Raw genomic sequence first — 24,730 nt, forward strand, 5'->3', positions numbered from 1 at the left:
CATGGCCGTGCAAGCCGCCGCCCTCGCCGAGGCGGACACCGCCGACACCGCCGCCGAGCCCGCGGGCGGACCCGCCCGCCTCCGGTCGCGCCTGCTGCGCTCACCGCTGACCCTCATCGGCCTCGCGGTCGTGCTGGTCTTCGTCGTCCTGGCCGTCGTCGCGCCGTGGATCTCGCCGTACGACCCCTCGACGGTCAGCGACGACACCCTCGTCGGACCGTCCACCGCGCACTGGCTCGGCACCACCCAGAACGGCCAGGACGTCCTGTCGCAGATGCTCTACGGCGCCCGCGCCTCGATGCTCGTCGGCCTGGGCGCCGCGGTCCTCGCCACCTTCCTGTCGGTGATCGTCGGCGTCACCGCCGGATACGTCGGCGGCCTCGGCGACGAAGTGCTGTCGCTGCTGGCCAACGTGTTCCTGGTGCTGCCCAGCGTGCCGCTGACGATCATCCTGGCCGCGTATCTGCCGCACAGCGGCTCGCTCGGCATCATCCTGGTCATCACGCTCACCGGCTGGGCCTGGGGAGCGCGGGTGCTGCGGGCGCAGACGCTCTCGCTGCGCAAACGCGACTTCGTGGAGGCCGCCCGCGCCACCGGCGACAAGACCTGGCGGATCATCCTCAAGGACATCCTGCCGAACCAGCTCGCGGTGATCGCCGCGTCCTTCCTCGGCACCGTCAACTTCGCGATCCTCACCCAGGCGACCCTGGCCTTCCTCGGCCTCGCCGACGTCACCCAGTGGTCGTGGGGCACGATCCTGTACTGGGCCCAGACCGGCAGCGCGCTGCTGACCGGCGCCTGGTGGTGGTTCGTCCCCGCCGGCCTGGCCATCGCCCTGCTCGGCACCGCCCTGTCGCTGGTCAACTTCGGCATCGACGAGTTCATCAACCCCCGGCTGCGCCAGGCCGGGATCGGCACCAAGAAGGCCCAGCGCGGCCAGGTCGCCGCCAAGCGCGCCCGCCGGATCAAGAACCACACCCCGGCCGAACGCCGCACCGAGGTCACGCCCTTCACCCCGGACAGCACCGACGTCGTCCTCGACGTCCGCGACCTGCGGGTGGAGTACGTCGGTGACGGCGGTGAGCGCACCCCGGCGGTCAGCGACGTGTCGTTCACCCTGCGGCGCGGCGAAGTCCTCGGCATCGCGGGCGAGTCGGGCTCGGGCAAGTCCACCCTCGCGTACGCCATCACCCGGCTGCACAAGCCGCCCGCCGAGATCACCCGGGGCCGGATCGTCTACACCAAACCCGACGGCGACACCGTGGACGTGCTCGCGATGGGCGACGCCGAGCTGCGGGGCTTTCGCTGGGAGGAGCTGTCGATCGTCTTCCAGTCGGCCATGCACGCGCTCAACCCGATCATGCGGATCGGCGAGCAGATCGAGGACGTCATCGTCGCGCACCGGCCGCGGATGACCCGGCAGGAACGGGCCGCCCGGGTGGTCGAACTCCTCGGCATCGTCGGCATCCCCGCCGACCGGGCGGGCTCCTACCCGCACGAGCTGTCCGGCGGCATGCGGCAGCGCGCGATGATCGCGATCGGCCTCGCGCTCGACCCCGAGATCATCGTGATGGACGAGCCGACCACCGCGCTCGACGTCGTCATCCAGCGGCAGATCATCGAGAAGATCATGGAGCTGAAGGACCGGCTCGGCTTCTCGGTCGTCTTCATCACCCACGACCTGTCGCTGCTGATCGAACTCTCCGACACGATCGCCGTGATGTACGGCGGCAAGATCGTCGAGACGGCGGCGGCCGACGACTTCTACCGCCGCCCCCAACACCCCTACAGCCGGGGCCTGCTGGCGTCCTTCCCGACCCTCGGCGGCCCCAAGCGGGAGCTGACCGGCATCGTCGGCTCGCCGCCCGACCTGCGCAGGCTGCCCAGCGGCTGCGCCTTCCAGCCGCGCTGCCCGCTCGCCTTCGACGCCTGCGGGAGCCACGTACCGCCGCTCCTGCGGATCACCGGGCCGGACGGCGCCACCTCGCACGCCGCCTGCCTGCTGCACGCGGACGGCGCCCAGAACCAGGACCGACTCGTGACAGGTGAGATGCGATGAGCGGCGACGTGACGAAGAAGAACGCCGGGGCCGCCGCCAGCGACGGCCGCGCCGCGGACGGCGCCCGGCCGGTGCTCGAAGCGGTCAACGTGACCAAGCACTTCCCGGTACGCGGCGGACGCCTGCGCCGCGGCGCGGCCCCGCAGGTCGTGCACGCCGTGGAGAACGTCAGCCTGAGCCTGTACGCGGGCCGGATCACCGCGCTGGTCGGCGAGTCGGGCTCCGGCAAGTCGACGCTGGCCCGGCTGCTCGCCCAGCTCTACCCGGTCACCGGCGGGGAGGTGCGGCTGCACGGCGTCCCCGTGAAGTCGCCGCGCGGCCGGGCCTTTCGCGACCACGTCCGCCAGGTGCAGTTGATCCTCCAGGACCCCTTCGCGTCCTTCAACCCGGTCGCCACCATCGCGGGCACCCTCAAGCGCGCGGTGGCCATCCACCACCCCGGCAAGCGCGGCAAGGAGCAGACCGCCGTCATCGACGACCTGCTCCAGCAGATCAACCTCGTGCCGCCACGGCAGTTCACCGAGAAGTACCCGCACGAACTGTCCGGCGGCCAGCTCCAGCGGCTCTCCATCGCCCGCGCCCTGGCGGCCGACCCCGAGGTGTTCCTCGCCGACGAACCGGTCTCCAGCCTCGACGTCTCCATCCGCCTCGGCATCCTCAACCTGCTGCGCCGCCTCACCGAGGAACGCAACGTCGCGATGCTGTACGTCACCCACGACATCGCCTCCGCGCGGTACTTCGCGGCCGACACCGCCGTGATGTACGCGGGCGAGGTCATCGAGACCGGCCCCTCGGAAGCGGTCACCCAGCAGGCGGCGCACCCGTACACCCAGCTCCTGATCGCCTCCGCGCCCGATCCCTCGCGGGGCGGCGCCGCGCGGGTCAAGGACATCGGGCAGCCGCCCAGCCTCATCTCCCCGCCGGGCGGCTGCCGTTTCCACCCGCGCTGTCCGTACGCGATGGAGCGCTGCGCCACCGACATCCCGCCGTCCTTCGACCTGACCGACGGCCACACCGCCCGCTGCTGGCTGTACGCGGACGACGAGCAGGCGCGCGGGCGGCGCGCCGAGAACGCGGCGGCCGTCACCGCCTCCGCCGCGCGGCCTGCCGGCACCGACCCCTCGGTCACCGACCCCACTGTCGACGAACCCGCTCTCCCCACATCCGATTCCGCTGTCCCCACCTCCGAAGGAGCAGACGCACAGTGACCACAACGCAGTCGTCGATCGCGTCAGGAATGACGAGACGCGGTCTTCTCGCAGGCGCCCTCGCGGGCGCGGGAACCGTTGCCCTGTCGGCCTGTTCGGGAACCGCGGGAGGCTCGGGCTCCGCCAAGGGCACGCTCACCGTGGCGGGCCAGTCCGACAACCTCACCCAGGTCTTCAACCCGTTCCTGGCCAACACCGCGCAGAGCCTCACCTACACCCCGCAGGGCCAGGGCGGCTTCATCTACGAGCCGCTGGTGCAGATCAACACCGTCGACATCGGGCGCGACCTGCCGTGGCTCGCCAAGTCCTGGCGCTGGTCGGACGGCAACAAGACGCTGACGATGGAGCTCCGGACCGGTGTGAAGTGGACGGACGGCACCCCGTTCTCCGCCGACGACGTCGTCTTCACGTACTCGATGCTCAAGCGGTATCCGGGGCTCAACCTGCTGGGCATCGACTTCAGTTCGGTCACCGCGCCCGGTCCGGCGCAGGTCGTCTTCACCTTCCCCGCGCCCTCCGAGCAGCACTTCACCAACATCGTGTCGGCGCCGATCGTCCCCCAGCACCTGTGGTCGAAGGTCAAGGACCCGACGACGTACCCCGACAAGAACCCCGTGGGGACAGGGCCGTTCAAGCTGTCGTCGTTCTCCGCGCAGAGCTTCCTGCTGGTGCGCAACGAGGACTACTGGCAGCCGAAGGCGGAGATCAGCTCGCTGCGGTTCGTGGCGTACAAGGACAACGAGAGCATGACCAACGCCCTCGTCCAGGGCCTCGCGGACTGGGGCGGCACGTACATCGCCAATGCCGACAAGACGTATCTCAGCCGGAACAAGCACTACAACTACTGGGCGCCGATCGCCGGAACCGACGGCATCATCCCCAACCTGGAGCGCTGGCCGCTCAGCGACATCGCGGTGCGCAGGGCGATCAGCCTCGGTGTGAACCGCAAGCAGGTCGGCGCGGCCAGCGGCGCGGCGCCCGCGACCAGCGTCACCGGTCTGCCGATGCCCGCCTACGCCTCCTCGATCGCCCCGCGGTACAAGGGAGTCGACTTCGTCCAGGACGTCGACAAGGCGCACAAGACGCTGACCGACGCCGGATACGCCAAGGGCGGCGACGGCTACTACCGCAAGGACGGCAAGCGCGTCGAGTTCTCGATCAGCTTCCCCTCCGCGTACACCGACATCGCCGCGCGCGTGCAGGTGCTGGTCTCGCAGCTCAAGGACATCGGCATCAAGCTCAACGTCGACACGACCACGGTCAACGACATCAACGGGCTCACGTCCAAGGGGAACTTCGACTCCACGATGGGCTACCCGGTCAACTCCGCGCCGCGCGCCTTCTCGTACTACAACGACACGATCAACCCGAATCTGTACTACCCGGTCGGCAAGGCGACGCCGACCTTCCAGAACATCGAGCGGTTCCAGAACGCCGAGGCCGCGACGCTGTTCACCGAGTACCCCAAGGCGACCACGGACGAGCAGCGGCAGCAGATCATCAACAGGATCGAGGAGATCTTCGTCGAGAACCTGCCGTGGATCCCGATGTTCTACTGGGGCAGCTACGGCAACTGGAGCACCGCCAAGGCCACCGGGTTCCCCACACCGCAGAACCCGTACTTCAGCCCGGTGCCCAACCCCGTCGTCGCCCTGCGGCTCAAGCCCGTCTGACCCTCCCCGCCCCCGCCCGGCCCGCCTCCCGCGGCCGGGCGGGGGCCGCCGAGCCACGCCACGACGCACGACCCAAGCCATCTGTGAGGAACGCAATGCCACACCTCTCGACCCCGAGAGCCATGGTCATCGTGAACGGCGACGACATCCACCACGACCTGCTGAGCGCTGCCGAGGTCTTCCAACAGCTCGGCACCGAGGCCGGGTTCGCGACCCGCAAGGCGATGGGCACCAGCCGCTTCGTCGACGCGCGGCCGGAGACCGCCGAGGCGGACGTGTACCTCTTCTACACCGCGGGCGGCCACTTCGCGACCGAGCAGCAGCAGGCGCTGGCCGACGCCGTACGCGCGGGCAAGGGCCTGGTCGGCGTGCACGGCGCCAACATCATGGGCTGGGCGGGCGACGGGCTCGACCCGGCCGACCGGCCGCTGTTCGAACTGCTCGGCAACCGCTACCTCTCGCACGGCCCCGGTCACCACGAGGGCCGCCACACCGTCGAGATCGTCGCGGACCACCCGGTCACACGCGGCCTGTCCGACTTCGAACTCTTCGACGAGTACTACGAGTTCGAGCTGGCCGACGACGACGTGACGGTCCTCGCCTCGCGCCGTCGCGCGGACGGCGAGGTGATCCCGGTGCTCTACGCCCGCGAGGCCGGGGAAGGCCGCGTGGTGTATCTGGCGCTCGGCCACGACATGCGCTCGTGGGGCGAGCCGCCGGTGCGCGCCCTGGTCCGCCAGGCCCTGCTGTGGGCGGCCCGCCGTACGGAGGAGGACGCGTGACCGCCGAGATCGGTGTGATGACGTACACGGTGCTCGACCAGGCCCGCGCCGACCTGGAGGGCACGCTCGCCGAGATCGCCGGGATCGGTTACGCGGGCGTGGAGACGTACGGCCTGGTGGAGCACTTCGGGGCCGCCCGGGTCAGGGACGCCGTCGCGTCCGCCGGGCTCGCGCTGACCAGCGCGCACACCCCGTTCCCCGCCGGTCCTGACGCCGAGGCGCTGCTGGACACCAACGAGGAGCTGGGCGCCGAGGTGCTGGTCTGGAGCATGGAACGCGAGGAGTTCGACTCGCCGGACGCGATCAGGCGCGGTGTGGAGCGGGTGAACGAGGCCGCCGAGCGCGCCGCCGGGCGCGGCATGCGGATCGCGTACCACAACCACTTCGCCGAGTTCTCGCAGGTCTTCGGCGGGCGGCAGGCGTACGACCTGCTGCTCGACCTGCTGGACGACCGCGTCCTGGTCGAACTCGACGCCTACTGGGCGCAGATGGGCGGCGCCGACCCGGCCGAGGTGCTGGCCGGGCTCGGCGACCGGGCGCGCTTCGTGCACGTCAAGGACGGCCCCGCCGTCAGCTACGAGGACGACGTGATGGTGCCCATCGGCGAGGGGCGGATCGACTGGGCGCGCACGCTGACCACGCCGTCCGGCCTGCGCTGGCACATCGTCGAGCTTGAGCGGCTGCACATCGACACGTTCGAGGCGCTGCGCCGCTCCTACGACCACCTGGTCGGCCGCGGGCTCTCCCGCGGCGCCTCGCACGTCCCGGCGCCGACCGAGGAGCGGGCATGAGGGTGCTGTTCCTCGGCGGCGCCGGGATGATCGGTTCCGCGGCGGCCCGCGAGGCCGTCGCGCGCGGCGCCGACGTGACGATCGTGACGCGGTCCGCGCCCGTCCGGCCGCCGGCCGAGGGCGTACGGTCGCTGCGCGCGGACGTCCGGGACGCCGCCGCGCTCGCGTCGGCGCTGGGCGGCGAGGAGTTCGACGCCGTCGTCAACTGGGTCGGCTTCACGCCCGACGACGTGCGCGACCACCGGGAGCTGTTCGCCGGCAGGGCCGGGCAGTACGTCTTCATCAGCACCTGCTCGGTCTTCGGCCGCCCGGTGCCGCTGCTGCCGATCACCGAGTCCAGCCCGCGCCGCCAGCCGCACTTCGGCTACGCGCGGGACAAGATCGCCTGTGAGCTGCTGCTGGAGGAGGCGTACCGCGAGGCGGGCTTCCCGCTGACGATCGTGCGGCCCTTCCACACCTACGACCGCACGGTGATCCCGGTACTCGCGGGCTGGACCGCGATCGAGCGGATGCGGGCGGGCCGGCCGGTCGTCGTGCACGGTGACGGCACCTCGCTGTGGTCCCTGACGCACTCACGGGACTTCGCGCGCGCCTTCGTCCCGCTGCTCGGCAACGGTCAGGCGATCGGCGAGAGCGTCAACGTCGTCAGCGGCGCGATCCTCACCTGGGACCAGATCCATCTCGCGCTGGCCGCCGCGGCCGGGGTGCGGGAGCCGGTGCTGCGGCACCGGTCGAGCGAGTCGATCGCCGAGCTGGTGCCGGGGTGGCGGGACGTGCTGGAGCACGACTTCCGGCACTCGATGCTCTTCGACACCTCCAAGCTGCGGGCGCTGGTCCCCGGTTTCGCGCCGGAGGTCTCCTTCGCGCAGGGCGCGCGTGAGGTGCTCGCGCACTACGACGCCCACCCCGGACTGCGGGTGGTCGACGAGGACCTGGACCGGGCCTTCGACGGCCTGCTGGAGGCGTGATGCGCGCCGCACCGGACAGTGGTACTCCGTGGTCTTTACGTGGCGTACCTTTATAAGACCACTGCAAAACCACTTTGCTATCATGGGGCGAGAATGACGAGGGAAGAGGAACGCGTGATCGGCGTCGGGCTCATCGGTTCCGGATTCATCGGCGACACCTACGCGGACGCTCTCCAGGACGTACGGAACGCGGCGCTCGTCGCCGCCTGTTCGCGCGACCTCGCACGCGCACAGGCGCTGGCCGCCAAGTGGGCGCTGGACGCGACCTGTTACGACGACATGGCGGCGCTGTGCGCGGACCCGGACGTCGACCTCGTCGTGGTCGCCGTGCCCAACGAGGCACACCTGGACGCGGTACGGGCGGTCGCCGCCGCGGGCAAGGGCGTGGTCTGCACCAAGCCGCTGGCCCGCGACGGCGACGAGGCCGCCGAAATCCTGCGGGTGGTCCGCGAGGCCGGGATCTGGCACGGCTACGCCGAGAGTTCGGTCTTCTCGCCGAACATCGCCAAGGCGCACGAGATGGTCGCCGCGGGCGCCATCGGCGACCTGCTGACCCTGCGCGCCCGCGAGGCGCACTCCGGGCCGCACGCCCCGCACTTCTGGGACGCGCGGACCGCGGGCGGCGGCGCCCTGCTCGACATGGGCTGCCACACCGTGGAGTCCGCCCGGCACTTCTTCGGCAAGGACAACCCCGTCACCGAGGTCTTCGCCTGGGGCGCCACCCTCGCCCACGCCGACCGCACCACCGGCGAGGACACCGCCGTCGCGCTGCTGAAATTCGCCGGCGGCCAGCTCGCCACCGTCGAGTCCTCGTGGATCGAGAAGGGCGGCATGCAACTGCGCCACGAACTGGTCGGCAGCGCGGGCCGGTTGGTCACCGACACCTCGGCGACCCCGGTGTGGGGCTTCATCGAGAACCCCGCGGGCTACCTGGTGGAGAAGGCCGACGCCGACACCGGCTGGGTCCACCCGGTGCCCGAGGAGGCCCGTGCCTACGGCTTCAGTCAGGAGATGCGGCACTTCGTGGACCGCTTCGCCCGCGGCGAGACCCCGCTGGAGACCTTCGAGGACGGCCATGTCGTCAACCGCGTCCTCGACGCCTGCTACGCCTCCATGCGCTCGGGCACATGGGAGAAGGTCCAGGTCCCGGCATGAGCACGCAGCACACGGCGCCCCGGGCGCTCACCACGCACTACCCGGAGCCGCTGTGGCTCCAGGCCAAGGCCGCGCTCCAGGAACGGATCGCCGCGGGCGAGGTCGAGCCCGGCTCACGGCTGCCGCCCGAGCGCGAACTGTGCCAGATGCTCGCCATCTCCCGCGTGACCCTGCGCAAGGCGCTCACCGCGCTGGTCGAGGAGGGCGTGCTGCGCCCGGCGCACGGCCGCGGCTGGTACGTCGGCGTGCCCGAGCGCAAGGAGTGGCCCAACACCCTGGAGTCGTTCACCGAGACGGCCCGCCGGATGGGCCTGGTGCCGACCTCGCGGGTGCTCCGCCGCGAACTGGGCACCTCGACCTTCGACGAGGCCGAGGCGTTCCAGATCGCGCCGGGCACCCCGCTCTACCGCGTCGACCGGGTGCGCATGCTCGACGGTGTGCCGATCGCGGTGGACGAGTCCTTCGTCCCCGCCGACATCGCCGTCGGCTTCGACGAGGTCGACTTCACCGACCACTCGCTCTACGACACCATCGCGGGGCTCGGCTTCCAGCTCGACCGGGCCGACACGACGATCGAGGCGCGTCCGGCCGACGACGTACTGGCCGGACACCTCGCCATCGCCGCGGGCACGCCAGTGCTGGAGATGCGGCAGATCGTCCGCGACCGGAGCCAGCGCCCGCTGCTCTCCTCGGCGATCCGGTACGCGGGCGACCGCTACCGGCTGCGGACCTCCTTCGCGCGCGGCAACGCGACATGAGCCGTCACCCGAAGGCCGCCGCCACGGCGCGCTCCCGTACGGTTCCGGCCCGCCGTCCGGGGGTCGCGGCGGCCGTCCCGGCCCGCCGCCCGCGCGCCGCCTCCCTCGCCCCGACCCGCCGCCCGGACCCACTCGCAGATGCGGAGACCTCGTGACCCCGACCCCGCCTGAACCGTCCGTCATAGCCGGGGCCGTCCCGGGAGCCCGCGCCGACGCGCTCGCCGGGTCCCGCGCCGGGGCTCTCGCGGGGGCCCTCGCCTCGCCGCGGCCGGCGGAGATCACCGCGACCACCGCGCTGCTGCGGCGCGAAGGGCTCCTCGGCCCCGACACCCATGTCGCGTACCTCGGCCTGGCCGAACAGGACAAGCGCGAACTGCTCGCGGGCGACGTGGCCCCCCGCCGCTTCCGCGTGATGCTCATCGACATGCGCACCGGGGTCTCGTACGACACCGTCGTCTGCCCCGAGCAGGACCGGGTCGTGACCGCCAGGGAACTGGACGTCGCCACCGACGGCCATGTCCCCGTCGTCCTGGCCGAGTTCCCGCTGGTCGAGGAGATCGTGCACCGCGACGAGCGCTGGCTCGCCGCCATGCGCAAGCGCGGCCTGACCGACCTCACGCAGCTCCGGGTCAATCCGCTGTCGGCCGGGGTGCCGGGCGAGGGCGAGACCGGCCGCCGCCTCCAGCGCTGCTTCACCTTCGTGCAGAAGACCCCCGACGACCTCGGGTGGGCGCACCCGGTGGACGGCGTCACCGCGATCGTGGACGTCGTGACCCGCGAAGTCCTCGACGTCCAGGACCACATGGACCTGCCGGTGCCGCGCGAGGACGGCAACTTCCACGACCCCGCGTGGGTCGGGCAGCCGCCGCGCGCGGGACTGAAGCCCATCGAGATCACCCAGCCCGAGGGCCCCAGCTTCACCGTCGACGACGACGGCGTCCTGCACTGGCTCGGCTGGTCCCTCCAGATCGGCTTCGACCAGCGCGAGGGCCTGGTCCTGCACAACGTCGCCATCGAGGACGCGGGCGTGCCGCGCCCCGTGCTCTACCGCGCCTCCATCGCGGAGATGATGGTCCCCTACGGCGACCCGAGCCCGCAGCGCTGGTTCCAGAACTTCTTCGACTGCGGCGAATACCTGCTCGGCGGCTTCGCCAACTCCCTTGAACTGGGCTGCGACTGCGTCGGCGACATCACCTACCTGGACGCCGTGCTCGCCGACAGCGCGGGCGAGGTCCGGGTCGTCCCGCAGGCCATCTGCGTCCACGAGGAGGACACCGGCATCCTCTGGAAGCACTACGACAACTGGACCGGCTCGTCCGACTCACGCCGCAACCGCCGCCTGGTCGTCTCCTTCTTCGTCACCGTCGGCAACTACGACTACGGCTTCTACTGGTACTTCTCGCTCGATGGCGCGATCGAGCTGGAGGTCAAGGCGACCGGTGTCGTCTTCACCTCGGCCTACCAGGGCCCCGGCCACCCCTTCGCCTCGGAACTCGCCCCCGGCCTCGGCGCCCCCTACCACCAGCACCTGTTCAGCGCCCGGCTGGACATGACGGTCGACGGTACGGACAACGCCGTGGACGAGGTCGAGGCCGCCCTCGTCCCGCGCGGACCCGCCAACCCCACTGGCACCGGCTTCACCCAGACCGTCACCCGGCTGCGCACCGAAGCGGGCGCGCAGCGGCTCGCCGACAACACCCGCAACCGCTCCTGGCTGATCACCAACCCCTCGGTGACCAACCGGCTCGGCAACCCGGTCGGCTGGATGCTGCACCCCGAGGGCCTGCCCGTGCTGCTCGCCGACGAGGAGTCGGACATCCACCGGCGGGCCACGTACGCCACCAAGCACCTGTGGGTGACGCCGTACGCGCCGGACGAGAACTATCCGGCGGGCGACCTGGTGAACATGCACACCGGCGGCGCGGGGCTGCCCGCCTGGACCGCCGCCGACCGGGACGTGGACAGCACCGACATCGTGCTGTGGCACACCTTCGGGCTCACCCACTTCCCGCGCCCCGAGGACTGGCCGGTCATGCCGGTCGACTCGGCCGGCTTCGTCCTCAAGCCGTACGGGTTCTTCGGCCGCAATCCCACCCTCGATATCCCGCCGTCGAGCGGCGACCACTGCCACCCGGCCGGAACCCACGGCGCGGACCACAGCGGCCACGACGGCCACGACGGCCACGAGGGCCATGAGGGCCACGACGGTCACCGGGGCCACGAGGGCCACGACGGTCACCGGGGCCACGACGACCGGGACGGCCGGGGCGAAGACCACGACCACGGCCGCCACGACCACACCCACCAGCAGCAGCAGCACGACGATCACGGAAAGGCCGGAGCATGACGGCAGAGCACCCGCTGGGCATCCAGCTCTACAGCGTGCGTGACGACCTCGGGCCCGACCGGCTCGACGGCACGCTCGCGCGCCTGGCGGCGCTGGGCTTCACACACGCCGAGCCGTACGACATCCTCACCGACCCGGCCGGGCTCGCCGCCGCCCTGCGCGACAGCGGCCTGCACGCGGCTACCGCGCACTCCTCCGTACTGCGCCACGACACCGCCGAAATCGTGGACGCCGCCGTCGAGTCGGGCATCGGCACGGTGATCACCCCGTGGGTCGCCCCCGACAGCGTCGCCGACCGCGCCGGGGTCCAGCGGCTCGCCGACACGCTCAACGCGGCGGCCGAGCAGGCCGCCGCGCGCGGTGTGCGGATCGGCTACCACAACCACGACTTCGAGTTCGCGCAGCGCGTGGACGGCGTCCCCGCCTACGAGGTGCTGGCCGGACTCCTCGACCCGGCCGTCGTCCTGGAACTGGACGTCTACTGGGCCGGGGTCGGCGGCGCCGACGTCTTCGAGCTGCTGCCCCGGCTCGGCGACCGGGTCAGGCTGCTGCACGTCGTACGGGACCGCGAGCCGGGCAACTACCGGCCGGTGCTCGGCGTCGACGCCACCGACCGGATGGCCGAGGTCGTGGCGCTGGCGGCCCCCGTACTCGAACTGCCGGTCGTCGAGGTCGTCGCCCACCACAGCGACGTATGGCCGCTGGTGGAGCGCAACGCCGCCTACTTCCGCGAGCTGGTGACCGCGTGAGCGCGCACGGGACGCCGACCCGCGTCGCGGTGGTCGGCGCGGGCAACATCTCCGACGAGTACCTGCGCTCGCTGACCTCCTACCCCGACCTCGCCGTCACGGCCGTCGCGGACCTCGACCCCGCGCGGGCCAGGGCGCAGGCCGACGCGTACGGCGTCCCGGTGTCCGGCACGACGGCCGAGGTGCTGCGCCGCGACGACGTCGACCTTGTGGTCAACCTGACCGTCCCCGCCGCGCACGACGAGGTCGCGCTCGCCGCGATCGAGGCGGGCAAGCACGTGTGGGGCGAGAAGCCGCTCACGCTGGACCGCGACAGCGCCCGCGCCGTCCTGGACGCCGCGAGCGCCGCCGGGGTCGCGGTGGGCAACGCGCCCGACACGATCCTGGGCCCCGGCATCCAGACGGCCGCGCGGCTGCTCGCGGACGGCGCGGTCGGCCCGGCGCGGACCGTACTGACCCTGATGCAGGGCCCGGGACCCGACGCCTGGCACCCCGGGCCGGGGTTCCTCTTCGCCAAGGGCGCGGGCCCGCTCTTCGACATCGGCCCCTACTACCTCACCGCGCTCGTCCAACTCCTCGGCCCGGTCGCCTCGGTGACCGCCGCGGGGCACCGGCCGCGCGCGGAGCGCACCGTCGGCTCCGGACCGGACGCGGGCACCCGCTTCCCCGTCGAGGTGGACACGCACCTCAGCGTCCTCACCACCTTCGCGTCCGGGGTGGTCGGCACGTCCGTCTACAGCTTCGACTCGCCGGTACGCCGCCAGTTGTTCGAAGTGACCGGCGCGGACGGGGTGCTGGAGGTCCCGGTCAGCGGATTCGACGGCCCCACACGGCTGTTGACCGACATCACCCCCGAGGCGCCGTGGCGGACCGTCCCCGCGACCGGCGCGCCGGCAGGGCGGGGCGTGGGCGTCCTGGAGATGGCCCGCGCGATCCGGGCGGGCCGACCGCCGCGCGCCGGCGGCGAACTGGCCTACCACGTACTCGACGTCATGCTCGCGATCGAGGAGTCCGCCGACCTCGGCGCGCCGGTACGGATCGACAGCACCGCGCCGCCTGTCCCACCGATCCCGCCGCACTGGGATCCGACCACCCGGACGTCCGAAGGAACGGAGCAGAAATGACCGACGGCTACATCGCCTACTCGGCGGCCCGCGCGACCCAGGCGGAGGCCCTCGCCACGGCGGTCACCCGGCTGACCGGCGCGGTCACGGCGTCGGCGGCGGAGGGCCGGCTGGCGGGGCCGGGACCGGTCTTCGTCGGCATCGGCGCCAGCCTGGCCGCCGCGTGCGCGCCGGTCTGGGCGCTGCGCAGCCGCGGTGTCCACTCCTGGCGGCTCGGCGCGGGCGACCACCCGCTGCCCTTCCCCGCCAGCGCCCACCCGGTGGTCGGCGTCTCGCAGAGCGGACGCAGCGCGGAGACGCTCGCCGTGCTGGACTCCGTCGACCCGGCACGACGGTTCGCGGTGGTCAACGTCGTGCCGTCGCCGATCGCGGACCTCGCCAGCGGTGTGCTCGACCTCGGCAGCATCCCCGACAGCTACGCGTCCACCATCGGCTACACCGCGACCGTCGCCGCGCTCGGCCTCCTCGCCGACGCCTGGGACGGCGGCCGGATCGACGACGGCTGGGCCCGACTCGGCGAGGTCTTCGCCCGCACCGAGCGCGTCCTGACACCCCAACTGCGGGCGCTGGCACCGCTGTTCGCGTCCGCGACCTCCGCGGACTTCGTCGGCACCGGGCCCGCGGTCGGCTCGGCGGAGGCGAGCGCCCTGCTCTTCCGCGAGGTCGCCAGGATTCCGTCGACCGGCATGAGCACCCGGCAGTATCTGCACGGCTCCATGGAGTCGGCGGGCGGCGGGGTGCACGTCATCTTCGGCGACACCCGCGAACTCGCCGTCGCCGAGACCCTGGCGTACTCCGGCCACCGGGTCGTCCTCGTCACCAGCGAGCCCGTCCAGGGCGGCCCGCTGCTGCACCCCGTCACCGTGCCGCGCCTCCCGGCCGCGCAGCGTGCGATCATCGAAATCCTGGTCGCACAGATCCTCGTCGAAGCGGTCGCCGAGGTCAGGGGAGTCGAGATCGAGGAATTCGTGTTCCACAACTCCGACATCAAGGTCGCGGCCGAACGGCCGGGCGTATGAAGGTCGTTGTCGGCGCCGACGTGGGCGGCACCAAACTCGCCGTCCGCGTCGCGCCGTTGGCCGACCCGGCGGCCTCGCCGCGCGCCGACCGCACGCTGCCGGCCGACGGCTGGGAGGCGGCGCCGGTCGACACCGCCGCGCGCTGGCTGCTGGAACGGCTGACGGGCGCGGTGCCCGAGGGCGACGAGATCGCCGCCGTCGGGATCGGCGCGCAGGGCTGCGACACCCAGCGGCACTGCGCGCACCTGGCGGCTGCCCTCGAAGCCCTCGGCGTACCCGCCGTCGTCGTCAACGACGCGGCGCTGCTGGTGCCCGCGGCCGGTCTCGACACCGGCATCGGCGTCATCGCGGGCACCGGCTCGATCGGCGTCGGCGCCGACGCCGCGGGCGAGGTGCTCTTCGCGGGCGGCTGGGGCTGGGTGCTGGGCGACGAGGGCGGCGCGCCCGCGATCGTCAGGGACGCCGTCAGATCGGCGCTGGCCGCGTACGACGCCGGGCGGGCCGACGACGGACTGCTCGCGGCGCTGCTGGACCACTTCGGCGACCCGGACCCGCAGACGCTGGCCCGTACCGTCAACGACGAACCCACGCCCGGCAATTGGGGCCCGGCCGCGCCCGCCGTCTTCCGTGCCGCCGACGCGGGCTCCGCGCTCGCCGCCGCGGTGGTCGAGGAGGCGGGCCGGCAGTTGGCGCTGCTGGTCACCCGGCTCGTCGGCCGGGGCGCCGTCGGGGACACGGTGGTGGCCGCGGGCAGCGTCGTCGTGCGCCAGCCGCGGCTCGCCGACGCCTTCCGCGCCCGGCTCGCCGCCGCGCACCCCTCGCTGACCCTGCGCCTGCTGGACGTTCCCCCGGTGGCGGGCGCGGTGGCGCTGGCCAGGGCCCGGCACCGCACGGGCTGACATGGGCCGGGGCGGCACGGGCTGACATGGGCCGGGGCGGCGGCGCGTGGGAGGGATACGCGCCGCCGCGCCGGGTCGTGGGCGGTCAGGAGCAGATGAGCTTCGCGTCCGCCCAGTCCGCGTGGTCGCTGTCGTTGCCGTCGCCGCCGTCGTCCACGACGAGCCGCACATTCTGCGCGCCGGTCACGTCGGCCGTGAGCGCCTTGCCGCCCATGGCGTTGGTGACCACGCCGCTGTCGGCGACCGTCGTGCCGTCCGCGACGACCGTGAAGCGGACGGTGCCCTTGCCGTTCTTCTCGTCGTCCACGCCGACCGTCGCCGTCACCGTGGAGCAGACGCCGCCGAGGTAGTAGGCGATGTCGCTCGGCGCGTGCACCCCGAGGCCCTTGGCGTAGACGGTGCCGCCGAGTGTGATCGGACTGCCGTCGTCCGCCCCGGTCTCACCGTTGCTGCGGTCGCGTTCGACCGGCCCCCACCCGTTGCTCGACGTCGTCCAGAGCAGGTCGCTGAGGTAGCTGGTCCCCGCGGGCGGCGGCACCTTGACGGCGACGCTGCCGACCAACGGCACCGTGACGGTACGGCCGTTGACCAGATCGCGGTAGCTGACCGTGCCGGTGACCGGATACGCGCCCGGTCGCGCGTCGGCGGGCACGGTGACCGTCCACGGTGTGGTGAGGGTCCGGCCGCCGGGCAGCAGCAGGCTGCCCGTGGCGCCGGTCGCGCGGACCGTCCAGCCGTTGGGGCCGGTCAGCCGCACCTTCACCGTCGCGGCGGGCAGCGAGCCGAGGTCGGTGGCGTACGTGGACACGGTCGCGCTGTGGCCCGGCTCGATGTGGTCGGGTCCGGTGACCCCGGTGTCGAACAGCGGCGGCGCGAGGACCGCGCGCGGGTCGGTGCCGACCCGCAGCAGGACGGTGCCGTGCGCGGGCACGGTCGCGGACAGGCCGCCCGCGCTCTGGTAGTCGGTGTGCGACCACAGGTCGCGCACCGAGTAGCTGCCGCGCTTGGGCAGTCCCGCGGCCCGCGCGGTGGTGGAGATCCGCTGCGCCTGGTCGCCCGAGTTGAACAGGGCCACCGCCCGCTCGCCGCCTGCCAGCTTCTTGCTGAGCACGTACCGGCCGCCGTCGGAGGAGACCACGGTGGCCTGGCTGCCGAGCGGGTCCTGGTCGAGGGCGATGACGTCCTTGTTGCCGAGGATCGACAGGGTCTGCGGGGTCGCCTTGCGCAGGTCGGTGCCGATCAGCAGCGGCGAGTTCATCATCGACCAGAGCGAGAAGTGCGTGCGGTACTCGGTGTCGGTCATGCCGCCGTTGCCGACCTCCAGCATGTCGGGGTCGTTCCAGCGGCCGGGGCCCGCGTACGGCGCCAGCGGCATGTTGTCCTCGGCGATGGACAGCATGCTCGTCCAGTTGTCGCTGATGTCGCCCGTGGTGCGCCACGAGTTGCCGACGTCACCGGCCCACTCCCACGGGTTCTGCACGCCCCACTCGCACAGCGAGTACACGATCGGGCGGCCGGTGGCGGCCAGCGCGTCGCGCATCGCGGTGTACCGCCTGACGTAGTCCTCGCGGGTGCCGTCGCTGGTGTTGTTGCAGTTGTCGTACTTGAGGTAGTCCACACCCCAGTCCGCGAAGGTCCGCGCGTCCGTCGTCTCGTGGCCGAGGCTGCCCGGGTACCCGGCGCAGGTCGCCGTGCCCGCGTCCTCGTAGATGCCGAGCTTGAGTCCCTTGCCGTGCACGTAGTCGGCGGTGCCCTTGATGCCGTCGGGGAACTTCACCGGGTCGGGGACCAGGCGGCCGTCGGCGTCACGGGTGTGCGTCATCCAGCAGTCGTCGATGTTGACATAGGTGTATCCGGCGCTCTTCAGACCGGCGCTGACCAGGTAGTCGGCGGTCTGCTCGATCAGGGCCTGGCTGACGTCGCAGCCGAAGGCGTTCCAGTCGTTGAAGCCCATCGGGGGCGTACGGGCGAGGCTGTTGTCGAGTGCGGCGGCGGGGGTGGCGGTGACCACCGCACCGGCCGTGACGGCCGCGCCCGTGAGGGCGCCGCCCCACAGGGTGCAGGCGGTGGCGCAGGCGAGCAGCCTGCGGACGAGTCGTGGCATGGAGAATCCTCTGCTCGCGGGGTGGGCGAGGCGGACCGGAGGTCCGCGGATGCGCGCCGTGGGACTGATCGTGTGCGGATCGCTGGCATTTCGACGCTTTGACTCAACGGAACTGAACAGAGTCGAGCAAATTTCTTCGCGGCGACACGTTAGGAGCCGTGCGGGGCCATGACAAGACTTCGGTCAGATTCACCAGAAGTGTCGACACTCAACGGTGCGGGGGTGCGGATCGCTGGCCCCTGGACAGGGGGTATCCCCACTGCTTCAATCGGGTCCCGTGGTCGAGTGTCGACACTTCGGGGGAAACGCGGTGCTCGCTCACCTCGACGAGGAGGGACCCGGGCATCCGCGGGCGCAGCGACACCGGCGACGTACAACTCGCGGACTACTCTTGCGGCTTCTTCGACCTTCATCGCGTCGCGACACACATGAGAGAACGGGAGGCGAGTGGCGTGAGGTCCCTCGACGACGTCAATGACCTGCGGACCTGGCTCGAACTGGCCGGGGAACTCGGTGAGGTCCGCACCCTCTCCGGCGCGCACTGGGACAAGGAGATCGGCGCCGCGTCCGAGGTCAACTACAAACGCCCCTCGCCGCCCGCGCTGCTCTTCGACGACATCGAGGGCTACCGGCCCGGCCAGCGAGTGCTCACCGCCAGCATGGCCAACGCCCGCAGGCTCGGCATGACCCTGCGGCTCGGCACCGACCTGGACGACCGCGGTCTGGTCGAGGCGCTGCGCACCCGACCCAACGAGTGGGTGGAGAACGCCGGGAAGTACCCCGTCGAGGCCGTCGACCGGGGCCCCGTCACCGAGAACGTGATCACCGCGGCCGACGCCGACCTGCTCGCCTTCCCCGTGCCGAAATGGCACGAGAACGACGGCGGCCGGTACATCGGCACCGGCTGCGCCGTCTTCACCACCGACCCGGCCACCGGCGTCCTCAACGCGGGCGCGTACCGCATGCAGGTGCAGAACGGCGGGCGGGCGGCGAGCATCAACATGGAGGCGGGCAAGCACGGAGCCGCACACGTCCGCGAGTGGTTCGCCCGCGAGGGCCGGGCGCCGGTCACCGCCTCGCTCGGCCACGACCCGCTGCTGCTGGTCGTCGCGGGCACCGAGGTGCCCACGGGACTGTCGGAACTGGAGTACGCCGGGGCCGTGTTGGGCCGCCCCGTCGAGGTGATCCGCGGCGAGGTCACCGGGCTGCCGATCCCCGCGACCGCCGAAATAGCCGTCGAGGGCTGGCTGTATCCCGAACGCCGGGAGCAGGAAGGGCCGTTCGGCGAGTGGACCGGCTACTACAGCGGCGGCACCGAGGCCGTGCTCACCATGGACGTCGAGCGGATCTACCACCGCCACGACCCGATCCTGCTCGGCGCCCCTCCCGGCAAGCCGCCGCACGACTACTCCTACATGCGCAGCGTGATGAAGTCCGCGATGATCCAGGACGCGCTGGTGCGGTCAGGACTGCCCGGCGTCGAGGGCGTCTGGGCCCACGAGGTCGGCGGCGGACGGCAGTTGCTCGCCGTGTCGATCCACCAGAACTACGCGGGTCACGCCCGGCAGGCGGGCTACCTCACCTCGCAGCTCCCGCAGGCCGCGTACATGAACAAATTCGTGGTCGTCGTGGACGCCGACGTCGACCCGCGCAGCCTCAACGACGTGATGTGGGCGGTCTGCACCCGCACCGACCCCGCCGACGACATCGAGACGATGCGGCAGACGTGGGGGAGCAGGGTCGACCCGCTGCGCGCACCCGGCCTGCCGCCGTTCAACACCCGCGCCGTGATCGACGCCTGCCGCCCCTGGACCCGGCTCAAGGACTTCCCGCGGGTCGCGGAGGCCAGCAGGGAACTGGTCGACCACGTGATACGCCGCTGGCCGGACATCCTGGGCGGTGCCAGGTGACAGCCCGGCCGTCGACAGGATCGCCGACGAGATCGCGGTGGCCGCCGCCCCGAAGCGGTCGCCCTCCACCGGGCCCGCACCGCGGCGGACGCCCCCGGCGGGGCCGCGCGGTCCAGGAGCGCCCACGACGCGCAGGCCCGCTGATGTCGACCGGCGGGTCAGTCCGGGGAGCCCGTCCACCCCGAGCGCTCCACCGCCGCCAGACCGCGCAGAACGATGGACCGTGTGAGCGCGACGGCCAGTTCCGCCTCGCCGTCGGCGTACGCGCGGACCAGCCTGCGGTGGTCCTCCACCGACGTGTCGAGGCGGCCCGGCAGGGAGAGGCTGAGGTGACGCAGATGCAGGGTCCTGATGCCGACCGAGTCGAGGACGGCGCGCACGGTCTCGTTCCCGGCCAGCCGCGCCTCGGTGTTGCGGAAGTCCACGATCAGCCAGAAGTACCGCTCCAGGTCCCCGGCCGCCGCGGCCTCCTCGAGACGGGCCTGAACGCCGTCGAAGACCTCTATCTCACCGGCCGTGCGGTGGGCGATGATCCGGCGGCTCACCAGGCCGTACAGCTCGGACCGCAGCTCGTAGATCTCCCGGACCTCGGTGAGGCCCAGGCGGCGCACGCGGGGGCGCTTGCGGGCCGCGATCTCGACCAGGCCCTCGCGCTCCAAGGTCAGCAACGCCTCGCGCACCGGGGTCCGGCTGCTGCTGAACTGCCGGGCGAGATCCACGGAGTTGAGGTCGTCGCCCGGCTTCAGCCGGCCCTCGATGATCGCGCTGCCGACCGAGACCAGGATGCGGGCCGCCACGCTGTCCAGGTCCTCCGACCGGCGCAGCACCCGCAGGATCTCCCGCTCACCGGCCGTCAGCGGCGGTCCGGACGCACGCGGGGCGTCCCGGCCCTCCCCGTTGACCGCCATCACGTCACCCACCGCCTCTCCGCTCACGGCCGCCCGCCCACGCCCGCGGGTTCTCCCGGCACTTCGCGGGCGCTCCTCGCGACTCATGGAAGGGTCTGTCATGGATCACCACATCACACCACGGGTGCCATGGGTCGTCGGAATCACCGGAGTCGGCGGCACGCCGTACGCCGCGGCCGTCATCCGCGGGCCGCTCGACGCGGGTGAGGCCGTCGACCTCGGCGCCCGCACCCCGGAGGGGGCGGCGGTGCCCGTCGCCGCCGGGGTCGTCACGTGCCGTTGGGGCGGTACGGGGTTGCCGCTGACCGGGCTGAGCGGCGACACCCACCGCCCCGCGGCCTGAGACCGGCCCCGCGGCCTGAGACCGCCCCCGCGGGCTGAGCCCAGGGCCTCGGGCTGAGACCGGCCCCGGCCCCCGTACCCCTCCCGTACCGCCCCCGTCGGCTCGCGGCCGACCCGGTGCGTCAGGCCAGGACCCGCCGGTGCAGCGCCGTCACCGCCTTGCGCGCGGAGGTGAAGGCGCCGTGCTGCCAGGCGTCCATGTAGCTGAGCCAGTCACCGGCGAAGTACACATGCCCGGTCGGCTCGTTGAGCGGCTGGTAGCGGGCGGCGTCCGGGCCGCCGGGCGTGCTGTGCCAGGCGGCCTCCTGGTACGGGAACTGCCGCCAGTGGTGCGAGAAGGACGTGGCCAGCTCCGTACGGTACTTCTCGCCGTAGATCTTCACGCCCGCGGCGACCGCCCGCGCCTCGCGGGCCTTGGGGCTCAGCGCCGCGTAGGAGTCGGCCTTGGAACCGGTGTTGTAGTAGCCGATCAGCAGACCGCGCCTGCCGTGGAAGCCGTAGGACGGGTGCCAGATGTGGGTGACGTCGAGGTCGGTCTCGGTGATCCCGCCGTAGATCCGGTGGTCGGTCTCCCACCAGCGCGAGGCGTACTCCAGGCCGATCTTGCCCGCCGAGGACGGGGTGATGGCCTCAAGCGCCGACTGCACGCCCGCGCCCAGATTGTGCGGCACCTTGGCGAGGATGTTCGGCGGCATGGCGGCGACGCAGAAGTCCGCGTCGACCGTGCGCGTCCTGCCCCCCTGGGTGTACGTGACGGTGACGCCGTGCGCGGTGTCGGTGACCTTCGTGACCGCGCAGCCGGTCCGCACCCTGCGCGTGCCGACCGCGGCGGCCAGCGCGTGGGGTATCCGGTCCATGCCGCCGACCGGCTGGAACATCAGCATCGCCTGGTCGAACTCGAACTCGAAGGCGAAGTAGCGGCCGACGCCGGTCGCGAAGATCTCGGAGGCGGTCGGCACGTCGCCCGCCACCACGCCCGGTGTGCCCGCGGCGCCCGGCCAGGCCGAGTAGCCGCGCCGCGAACCGCCGCTGTAGTCGAGGGTGTTGCCGAGCGCGCCGTAGTCCTTGAGGAATTCGACCAGCTTCTCCTGGTCGGCGGCGGTCAGGTCCTTGTCCAGCGCGCCCTGGTCGGTGGCCTTGGCCAGCAACTCGCTGACGTAGCCCAGCACATCGGCCTTGGCGCTGCGGTAACGCATGGGCTCGGTCATTCCGGCCGACTCGTTGTAGAGGTAGGTGTCGGCGTTGACGTTGGTGAACACCTCGATGGGCACGCCGAGTTCACGGCAGTAGTCGAGCGTGATCATCCACTGGGCGATCCGCGCGGGACCGGCGTTCATGTACTGGCCGTCGGAGAAGCGGGCGGTCTGCCGGTTGCCGTACAGGTCGGTGGTGGTGTCGCCGCCGCGTACGGTGAAGTTGCGGCCGCCGGGCCGGTCGCGGGCCTCCAGGACCGTACAGTCGTAGCCCGCCTTGCCCAGTTCGTAGGCGGTCGTCAGTCCGGCGATGCCGCCGCCGAGCACGACGACCTTGGCGGCGGCGCGGCCGGTGAGGTGGAAGTCGCCCGGCCGCGGCGCGCGGTACGGCGCCCCGCGCGTGGCCGCCTCCGCGCTGGGCGCCAGACCCAGGGCACCCATCGTGGCCAGCATCGCTCCCGCGCCGCCGGTGGCCCCGACGGCGCGCAGGAAGTCACGGCGATTGAACGGTGTCATCTGTCATGTCCCCTTTCGCTCATGGCGCGGGGAACTCTCGCAGCGGCGTGTTACGCCACGTCAGTTGACTTGTGTCACAGAGGTAATGCACTCCTCGCCGGGCCACAGATTCGGACAGGTCGTGCCCGGCCGAAGCCAAAGAAAGCAACAAATATTGACGGGGTCGAACAGGGGGCGTACTTTCCGAGCCGGTCGACCCCGCGTGTTCTTCACGTCCCTCCCGCACCCGTCACGTCCCCCAGGCGTTCGATCCGGGCCCCCACGCCCGGCTCGGGCCGCCCGTCCCCGCAGGCACCGCTCGTCTCCGCTCCACCCCCCACCCCAAGGAGCACCGCATGCGCAAAAGGAGATACACCGCCCGCTGGAAAGCCCTGCTGACCTCGGTCGTGGCCACCCTCGGCCTGGTCTTCAGCGCCTTCATCAGCCTGCCGGGCACCGCGCAGGCCGCCGGTTCGCTGCCCTGTGACCTCTACGGCGCGGCGGGCACCCCCTGCGTCGCCGCGCACAGCACCACCCGCGCCCTGTTCTCCGCGTACAACGGCCCGCTGTACCAGGTCACGCGCGCCTCGGACGGCGGCAGGGCCGACATCGGGCTGCTGGCCGCGGGCGGTTACGCCAACGCCGAGCAGCAGGACGTCTTCTGTGCCAACACCACCTGCCGCATCTCCAAGGTCTACGACCAGACCTCGCGCCACAACGACCTGCTGCCGGGCCCCGCGGGCACGGCAGGCGGCGTGGACCGAGGGGCGGACGCGAGCGAGATCGCGGTGCGCGCGGGCGGCCACAAGGTGTACGGCATCTGGATCTCGCCGGGCGTCGGCTACCGCTACACCGGCGCGGCCTCCGGCGTCCCCGTCAACGGCCAGCCCGAGGGCGTCTACATGGTCGCCAGCGGCACCCACGTCGGCTCCGACTGCTGCTTCGACTACGGCAATGCCGAGAGCACGCCGTCCGACACCGGCAACGGCCACATGGACGCCGTGAGCATCGCCACCACCTGCTACTTCGCGCCGTGCAACGGCTCGGGCCCCTGGGTCGAGGCCGACATGGAGAACGGCATGTTCCAGGGCGACAACGGCTCCAACACGGCCAACGCGGGCAACAAGAGCGCCTACGTCACGGCGGTGCTGAAGAACAACGGGCAGACGACGTACGCCATCAAGGGCGGCGACTCCCAATCGGGGGGCCTGTCGACCTGGTGGAACGGGTCGCTGCCGACCCGGGGCGGCTACAAACCGATGCACCAGGAAGGCGGCATCATCCTGGGCACCGGCGGTGACAACAGCAACCGCAACATGGGCACCTTCTTCGAGGGCGTGATGGTCGCCGGTTATCCGACCGACGCCGCCGAGAACGCCGTCCAGGCGAACATCGTCTCCGTCGGCTACTCGGGCCAGACCAATGTGCCCAACGGCCCGCAGGGCACGATCACCGGCCCCGGCGGCAAGTGCGTGGACGTCGCCGCCGACGACACCGGGGTCAACGGCGCGGCCGTGCAGCTCTGGGACTGCCAGACGTACGCCGAGGACCAGCACTGGACGCACAACGCCGACAACTCGCTGAGCACGATCGGCCGTTGCCTGGACATCAACGGCAACGGCACGGCGAACAACACGCAGGTCGAGCTGTGGGACTGCAACGGCGTCGGCGGCCAGAAGTGGATCCAGCGCTCCGACGGCTCGCTGTTCAACCCGCAGTCGGGGCGCTGCCTCGACTCGCCGAGCGGCGCCACCGGGAACGGCACCCGCCTCCAGATCTACGACTGCAACGGCAGCGCGGCGCAGAAATTCGCCGTCAAGGGCGGCGCCCCGGTGCCCGCGCCCGCCGGGAAGTGCGTGGACGTCGCCGCCGACGACACGGGCGTCAACGGCACCGCCGTGCAGCTCTGGGACTGTCAGTCCTGGGCCGCCGACCAGCACTGGTACCACAACGCCAACGGCTCGCTGAGCACGATCGGCCGTTGCCTGGACATCAACGGCAACGGCACGGCGAACAACACACAGGTCGAGCTGTGGGACTGCAACGGCGTCGGCGGCCAGGTCTGGCAGCAGCAGGCCGACGGCTCGCTGCTCAACCCGCAGTCGGGCCGCTGCCTCGACGACCCCAACAGCGCAGGCGCCAACGGCACCCGGCCCCAGATCTACGACTGCAACGGCAGCGCCGCGCAGAAGTTCACCCTCAACTGACAGAGCGCGCAACGCACGTGTGACCGAGGTGGCGCGGGC

General features: G+C 72.0%; 18 protein-coding genes and 2 pseudogenes. 17 read left to right on the forward strand and 3 right to left on the reverse strand.

All coding sequences use genetic code 11. The features are described from left to right. Position 1: 1 nt before the first annotated feature. The 14 genes and pseudogenes from ACIO6U_RS20400 to ACIO6U_RS20465 all read left to right on the forward strand — a co-directional run. A pseudogene (locus ACIO6U_RS20400) lies at positions 2 to 844 on the forward strand (ABC transporter permease); the annotation flags it as partial. A gap of 207 nt (positions 845 to 1,051) precedes the next feature. Continuing rightward, positions 1,052 to 2,059 carry an ABC transporter ATP-binding protein gene (locus tag ACIO6U_RS20405; protein ID WP_401721589.1) on the forward strand — a complete coding sequence of 336 codons (1,008 nt, stop codon included), beginning with the start codon at positions 1,052 to 1,054 and terminating at the stop codon, positions 2,057 to 2,059. Continuing rightward, the gene (locus ACIO6U_RS20410; protein ID WP_401720992.1) at positions 2,056 to 3,267 is read left to right on the forward strand and encodes an ABC transporter ATP-binding protein; all 1,212 of its coding nucleotides are present in this window, start codon (positions 2,056 to 2,058) and stop codon (positions 3,265 to 3,267) included. Before ACIO6U_RS20405 ends, ACIO6U_RS20410 begins: the two co-directional genes overlap by 4 nt. Then, a complete protein-coding gene (locus ACIO6U_RS20415) occupies positions 3,264 to 4,940 on the forward strand; it encodes an ABC transporter substrate-binding protein (RefSeq protein ID WP_401720994.1) in 1,677 nt (558 codons plus the stop codon). The genes ACIO6U_RS20410 and ACIO6U_RS20415 overlap by 4 nt, the downstream gene beginning before the upstream one ends. 122 nt (positions 4,941 to 5,062) lie before the next feature. After that, complete coding sequence (locus ACIO6U_RS20420) at positions 5,063 to 5,722, forward strand: ThuA domain-containing protein (protein WP_366823664.1); 660 nt, start codon at positions 5,063 to 5,065, stop codon at positions 5,720 to 5,722. Continuing rightward, positions 5,719 to 6,513, forward strand: a complete 795-nt coding sequence (locus ACIO6U_RS20425; protein WP_391048364.1) for a TIM barrel protein — start codon at positions 5,719 to 5,721, stop codon at positions 6,511 to 6,513. The genes ACIO6U_RS20420 and ACIO6U_RS20425 overlap by 4 nt, the downstream gene beginning before the upstream one ends. Further along, complete coding sequence (locus tag ACIO6U_RS20430) at positions 6,510 to 7,481, forward strand: NAD-dependent epimerase/dehydratase family protein (RefSeq protein WP_401720998.1); 972 nt, start codon at positions 6,510 to 6,512, stop codon at positions 7,479 to 7,481. The genes ACIO6U_RS20425 and ACIO6U_RS20430 overlap by 4 nt, the downstream gene beginning before the upstream one ends. A gap of 93 nt (positions 7,482 to 7,574) precedes the next feature. Further along, positions 7,575 to 8,636 carry a Gfo/Idh/MocA family protein gene (locus ACIO6U_RS20435; RefSeq protein ID WP_401721001.1) on the forward strand — a complete coding sequence of 354 codons (1,062 nt, stop codon included), beginning with the start codon at positions 7,575 to 7,577 and terminating at the stop codon, positions 8,634 to 8,636. Beyond that, the gene (locus ACIO6U_RS20440) at positions 8,633 to 9,394 is read left to right on the forward strand and encodes a GntR family transcriptional regulator (RefSeq protein WP_355333197.1); all 762 of its coding nucleotides are present in this window, start codon (positions 8,633 to 8,635) and stop codon (positions 9,392 to 9,394) included. Before ACIO6U_RS20435 ends, ACIO6U_RS20440 begins: the two co-directional genes overlap by 4 nt. A gap of 151 nt (positions 9,395 to 9,545) precedes the next feature. Next, complete coding sequence (locus tag ACIO6U_RS20445; protein WP_401721004.1) at positions 9,546 to 11,741, forward strand: primary-amine oxidase; 2,196 nt, start codon at positions 9,546 to 9,548, stop codon at positions 11,739 to 11,741. After that, a complete protein-coding gene (locus ACIO6U_RS20450; RefSeq protein WP_401721007.1) occupies positions 11,738 to 12,490 on the forward strand; it encodes a sugar phosphate isomerase/epimerase family protein in 753 nt (250 codons plus the stop codon). The genes ACIO6U_RS20445 and ACIO6U_RS20450 overlap by 4 nt, the downstream gene beginning before the upstream one ends. After that, on the forward strand, positions 12,487 to 13,614 hold the full coding sequence (locus tag ACIO6U_RS20455; protein WP_391048351.1) for a Gfo/Idh/MocA family oxidoreductase: 1,128 nt from the start codon (positions 12,487 to 12,489) through the stop codon (positions 13,612 to 13,614). Before ACIO6U_RS20450 ends, ACIO6U_RS20455 begins: the two co-directional genes overlap by 4 nt. Further along, entirely contained in the window at positions 13,611 to 14,633 is a 1,023-nt protein-coding gene (locus ACIO6U_RS20460) for an SIS domain-containing protein (protein WP_391048349.1), read from the forward strand. Before ACIO6U_RS20455 ends, ACIO6U_RS20460 begins: the two co-directional genes overlap by 4 nt. Next, positions 14,630 to 15,532, forward strand: a complete 903-nt coding sequence (locus ACIO6U_RS20465; protein WP_401721012.1) for a BadF/BadG/BcrA/BcrD ATPase family protein — start codon at positions 14,630 to 14,632, stop codon at positions 15,530 to 15,532. The genes ACIO6U_RS20460 and ACIO6U_RS20465 overlap by 4 nt, the downstream gene beginning before the upstream one ends. 85 nt (positions 15,533 to 15,617) lie before the next feature. On the opposite strand, the gene ACIO6U_RS20470 is transcribed toward ACIO6U_RS20465, so the two are convergent. After that, entirely contained in the window at positions 15,618 to 17,636 is a 2,019-nt protein-coding gene (locus tag ACIO6U_RS20470) for an NPCBM/NEW2 domain-containing protein (protein ID WP_401721015.1), read from the reverse strand. 452 nt (positions 17,637 to 18,088) lie between these two features. Here ACIO6U_RS20470 and ACIO6U_RS20475 point away from each other — a divergent pair, with 452 nt between their 5' ends. Beyond that, on the forward strand, positions 18,089 to 19,546 hold the full coding sequence (locus tag ACIO6U_RS20475) for a UbiD family decarboxylase (protein WP_355333182.1): 1,458 nt from the start codon (positions 18,089 to 18,091) through the stop codon (positions 19,544 to 19,546). 158 nt (positions 19,547 to 19,704) lie between these two features. On the opposite strand, the gene ACIO6U_RS20480 is transcribed toward ACIO6U_RS20475, so the two are convergent. Next, the gene (locus tag ACIO6U_RS20480; protein ID WP_401721018.1) at positions 19,705 to 20,466 is read right to left on the reverse strand and encodes a GntR family transcriptional regulator; all 762 of its coding nucleotides are present in this window, start codon (positions 20,464 to 20,466) and stop codon (positions 19,705 to 19,707) included. 88 nt (positions 20,467 to 20,554) lie between these two features. Between ACIO6U_RS20480 and ACIO6U_RS20485 the strand changes: the two are divergent. Next, positions 20,555 to 20,674, forward strand: a pseudogene (locus ACIO6U_RS20485) (aromatic acid decarboxylase); the annotation flags it as partial. Between the two features lie 244 nt (positions 20,675 to 20,918). Here ACIO6U_RS20485 and ACIO6U_RS20490 read toward each other — a convergent pair. After that, a complete protein-coding gene (locus ACIO6U_RS20490; protein ID WP_401721592.1) occupies positions 20,919 to 22,442 on the reverse strand; it encodes a flavin monoamine oxidase family protein in 1,524 nt (507 codons plus the stop codon). 398 nt (positions 22,443 to 22,840) lie between these two features. Between ACIO6U_RS20490 and ACIO6U_RS20495 the strand changes: the two genes are divergently transcribed. Then, a complete protein-coding gene (locus tag ACIO6U_RS20495; RefSeq protein WP_401721021.1) occupies positions 22,841 to 24,691 on the forward strand; it encodes an arabinofuranosidase catalytic domain-containing protein in 1,851 nt (616 codons plus the stop codon). Positions 24,692 to 24,730 lie beyond the last annotated feature (39 nt).

Origin of the sequence: Streptomyces sp. NPDC087422, assembly GCF_044744145.1 — a bacterium.
Lineage (GTDB): Bacteria > Actinomycetota > Actinomycetes > Streptomycetales > Streptomycetaceae > Actinacidiphila.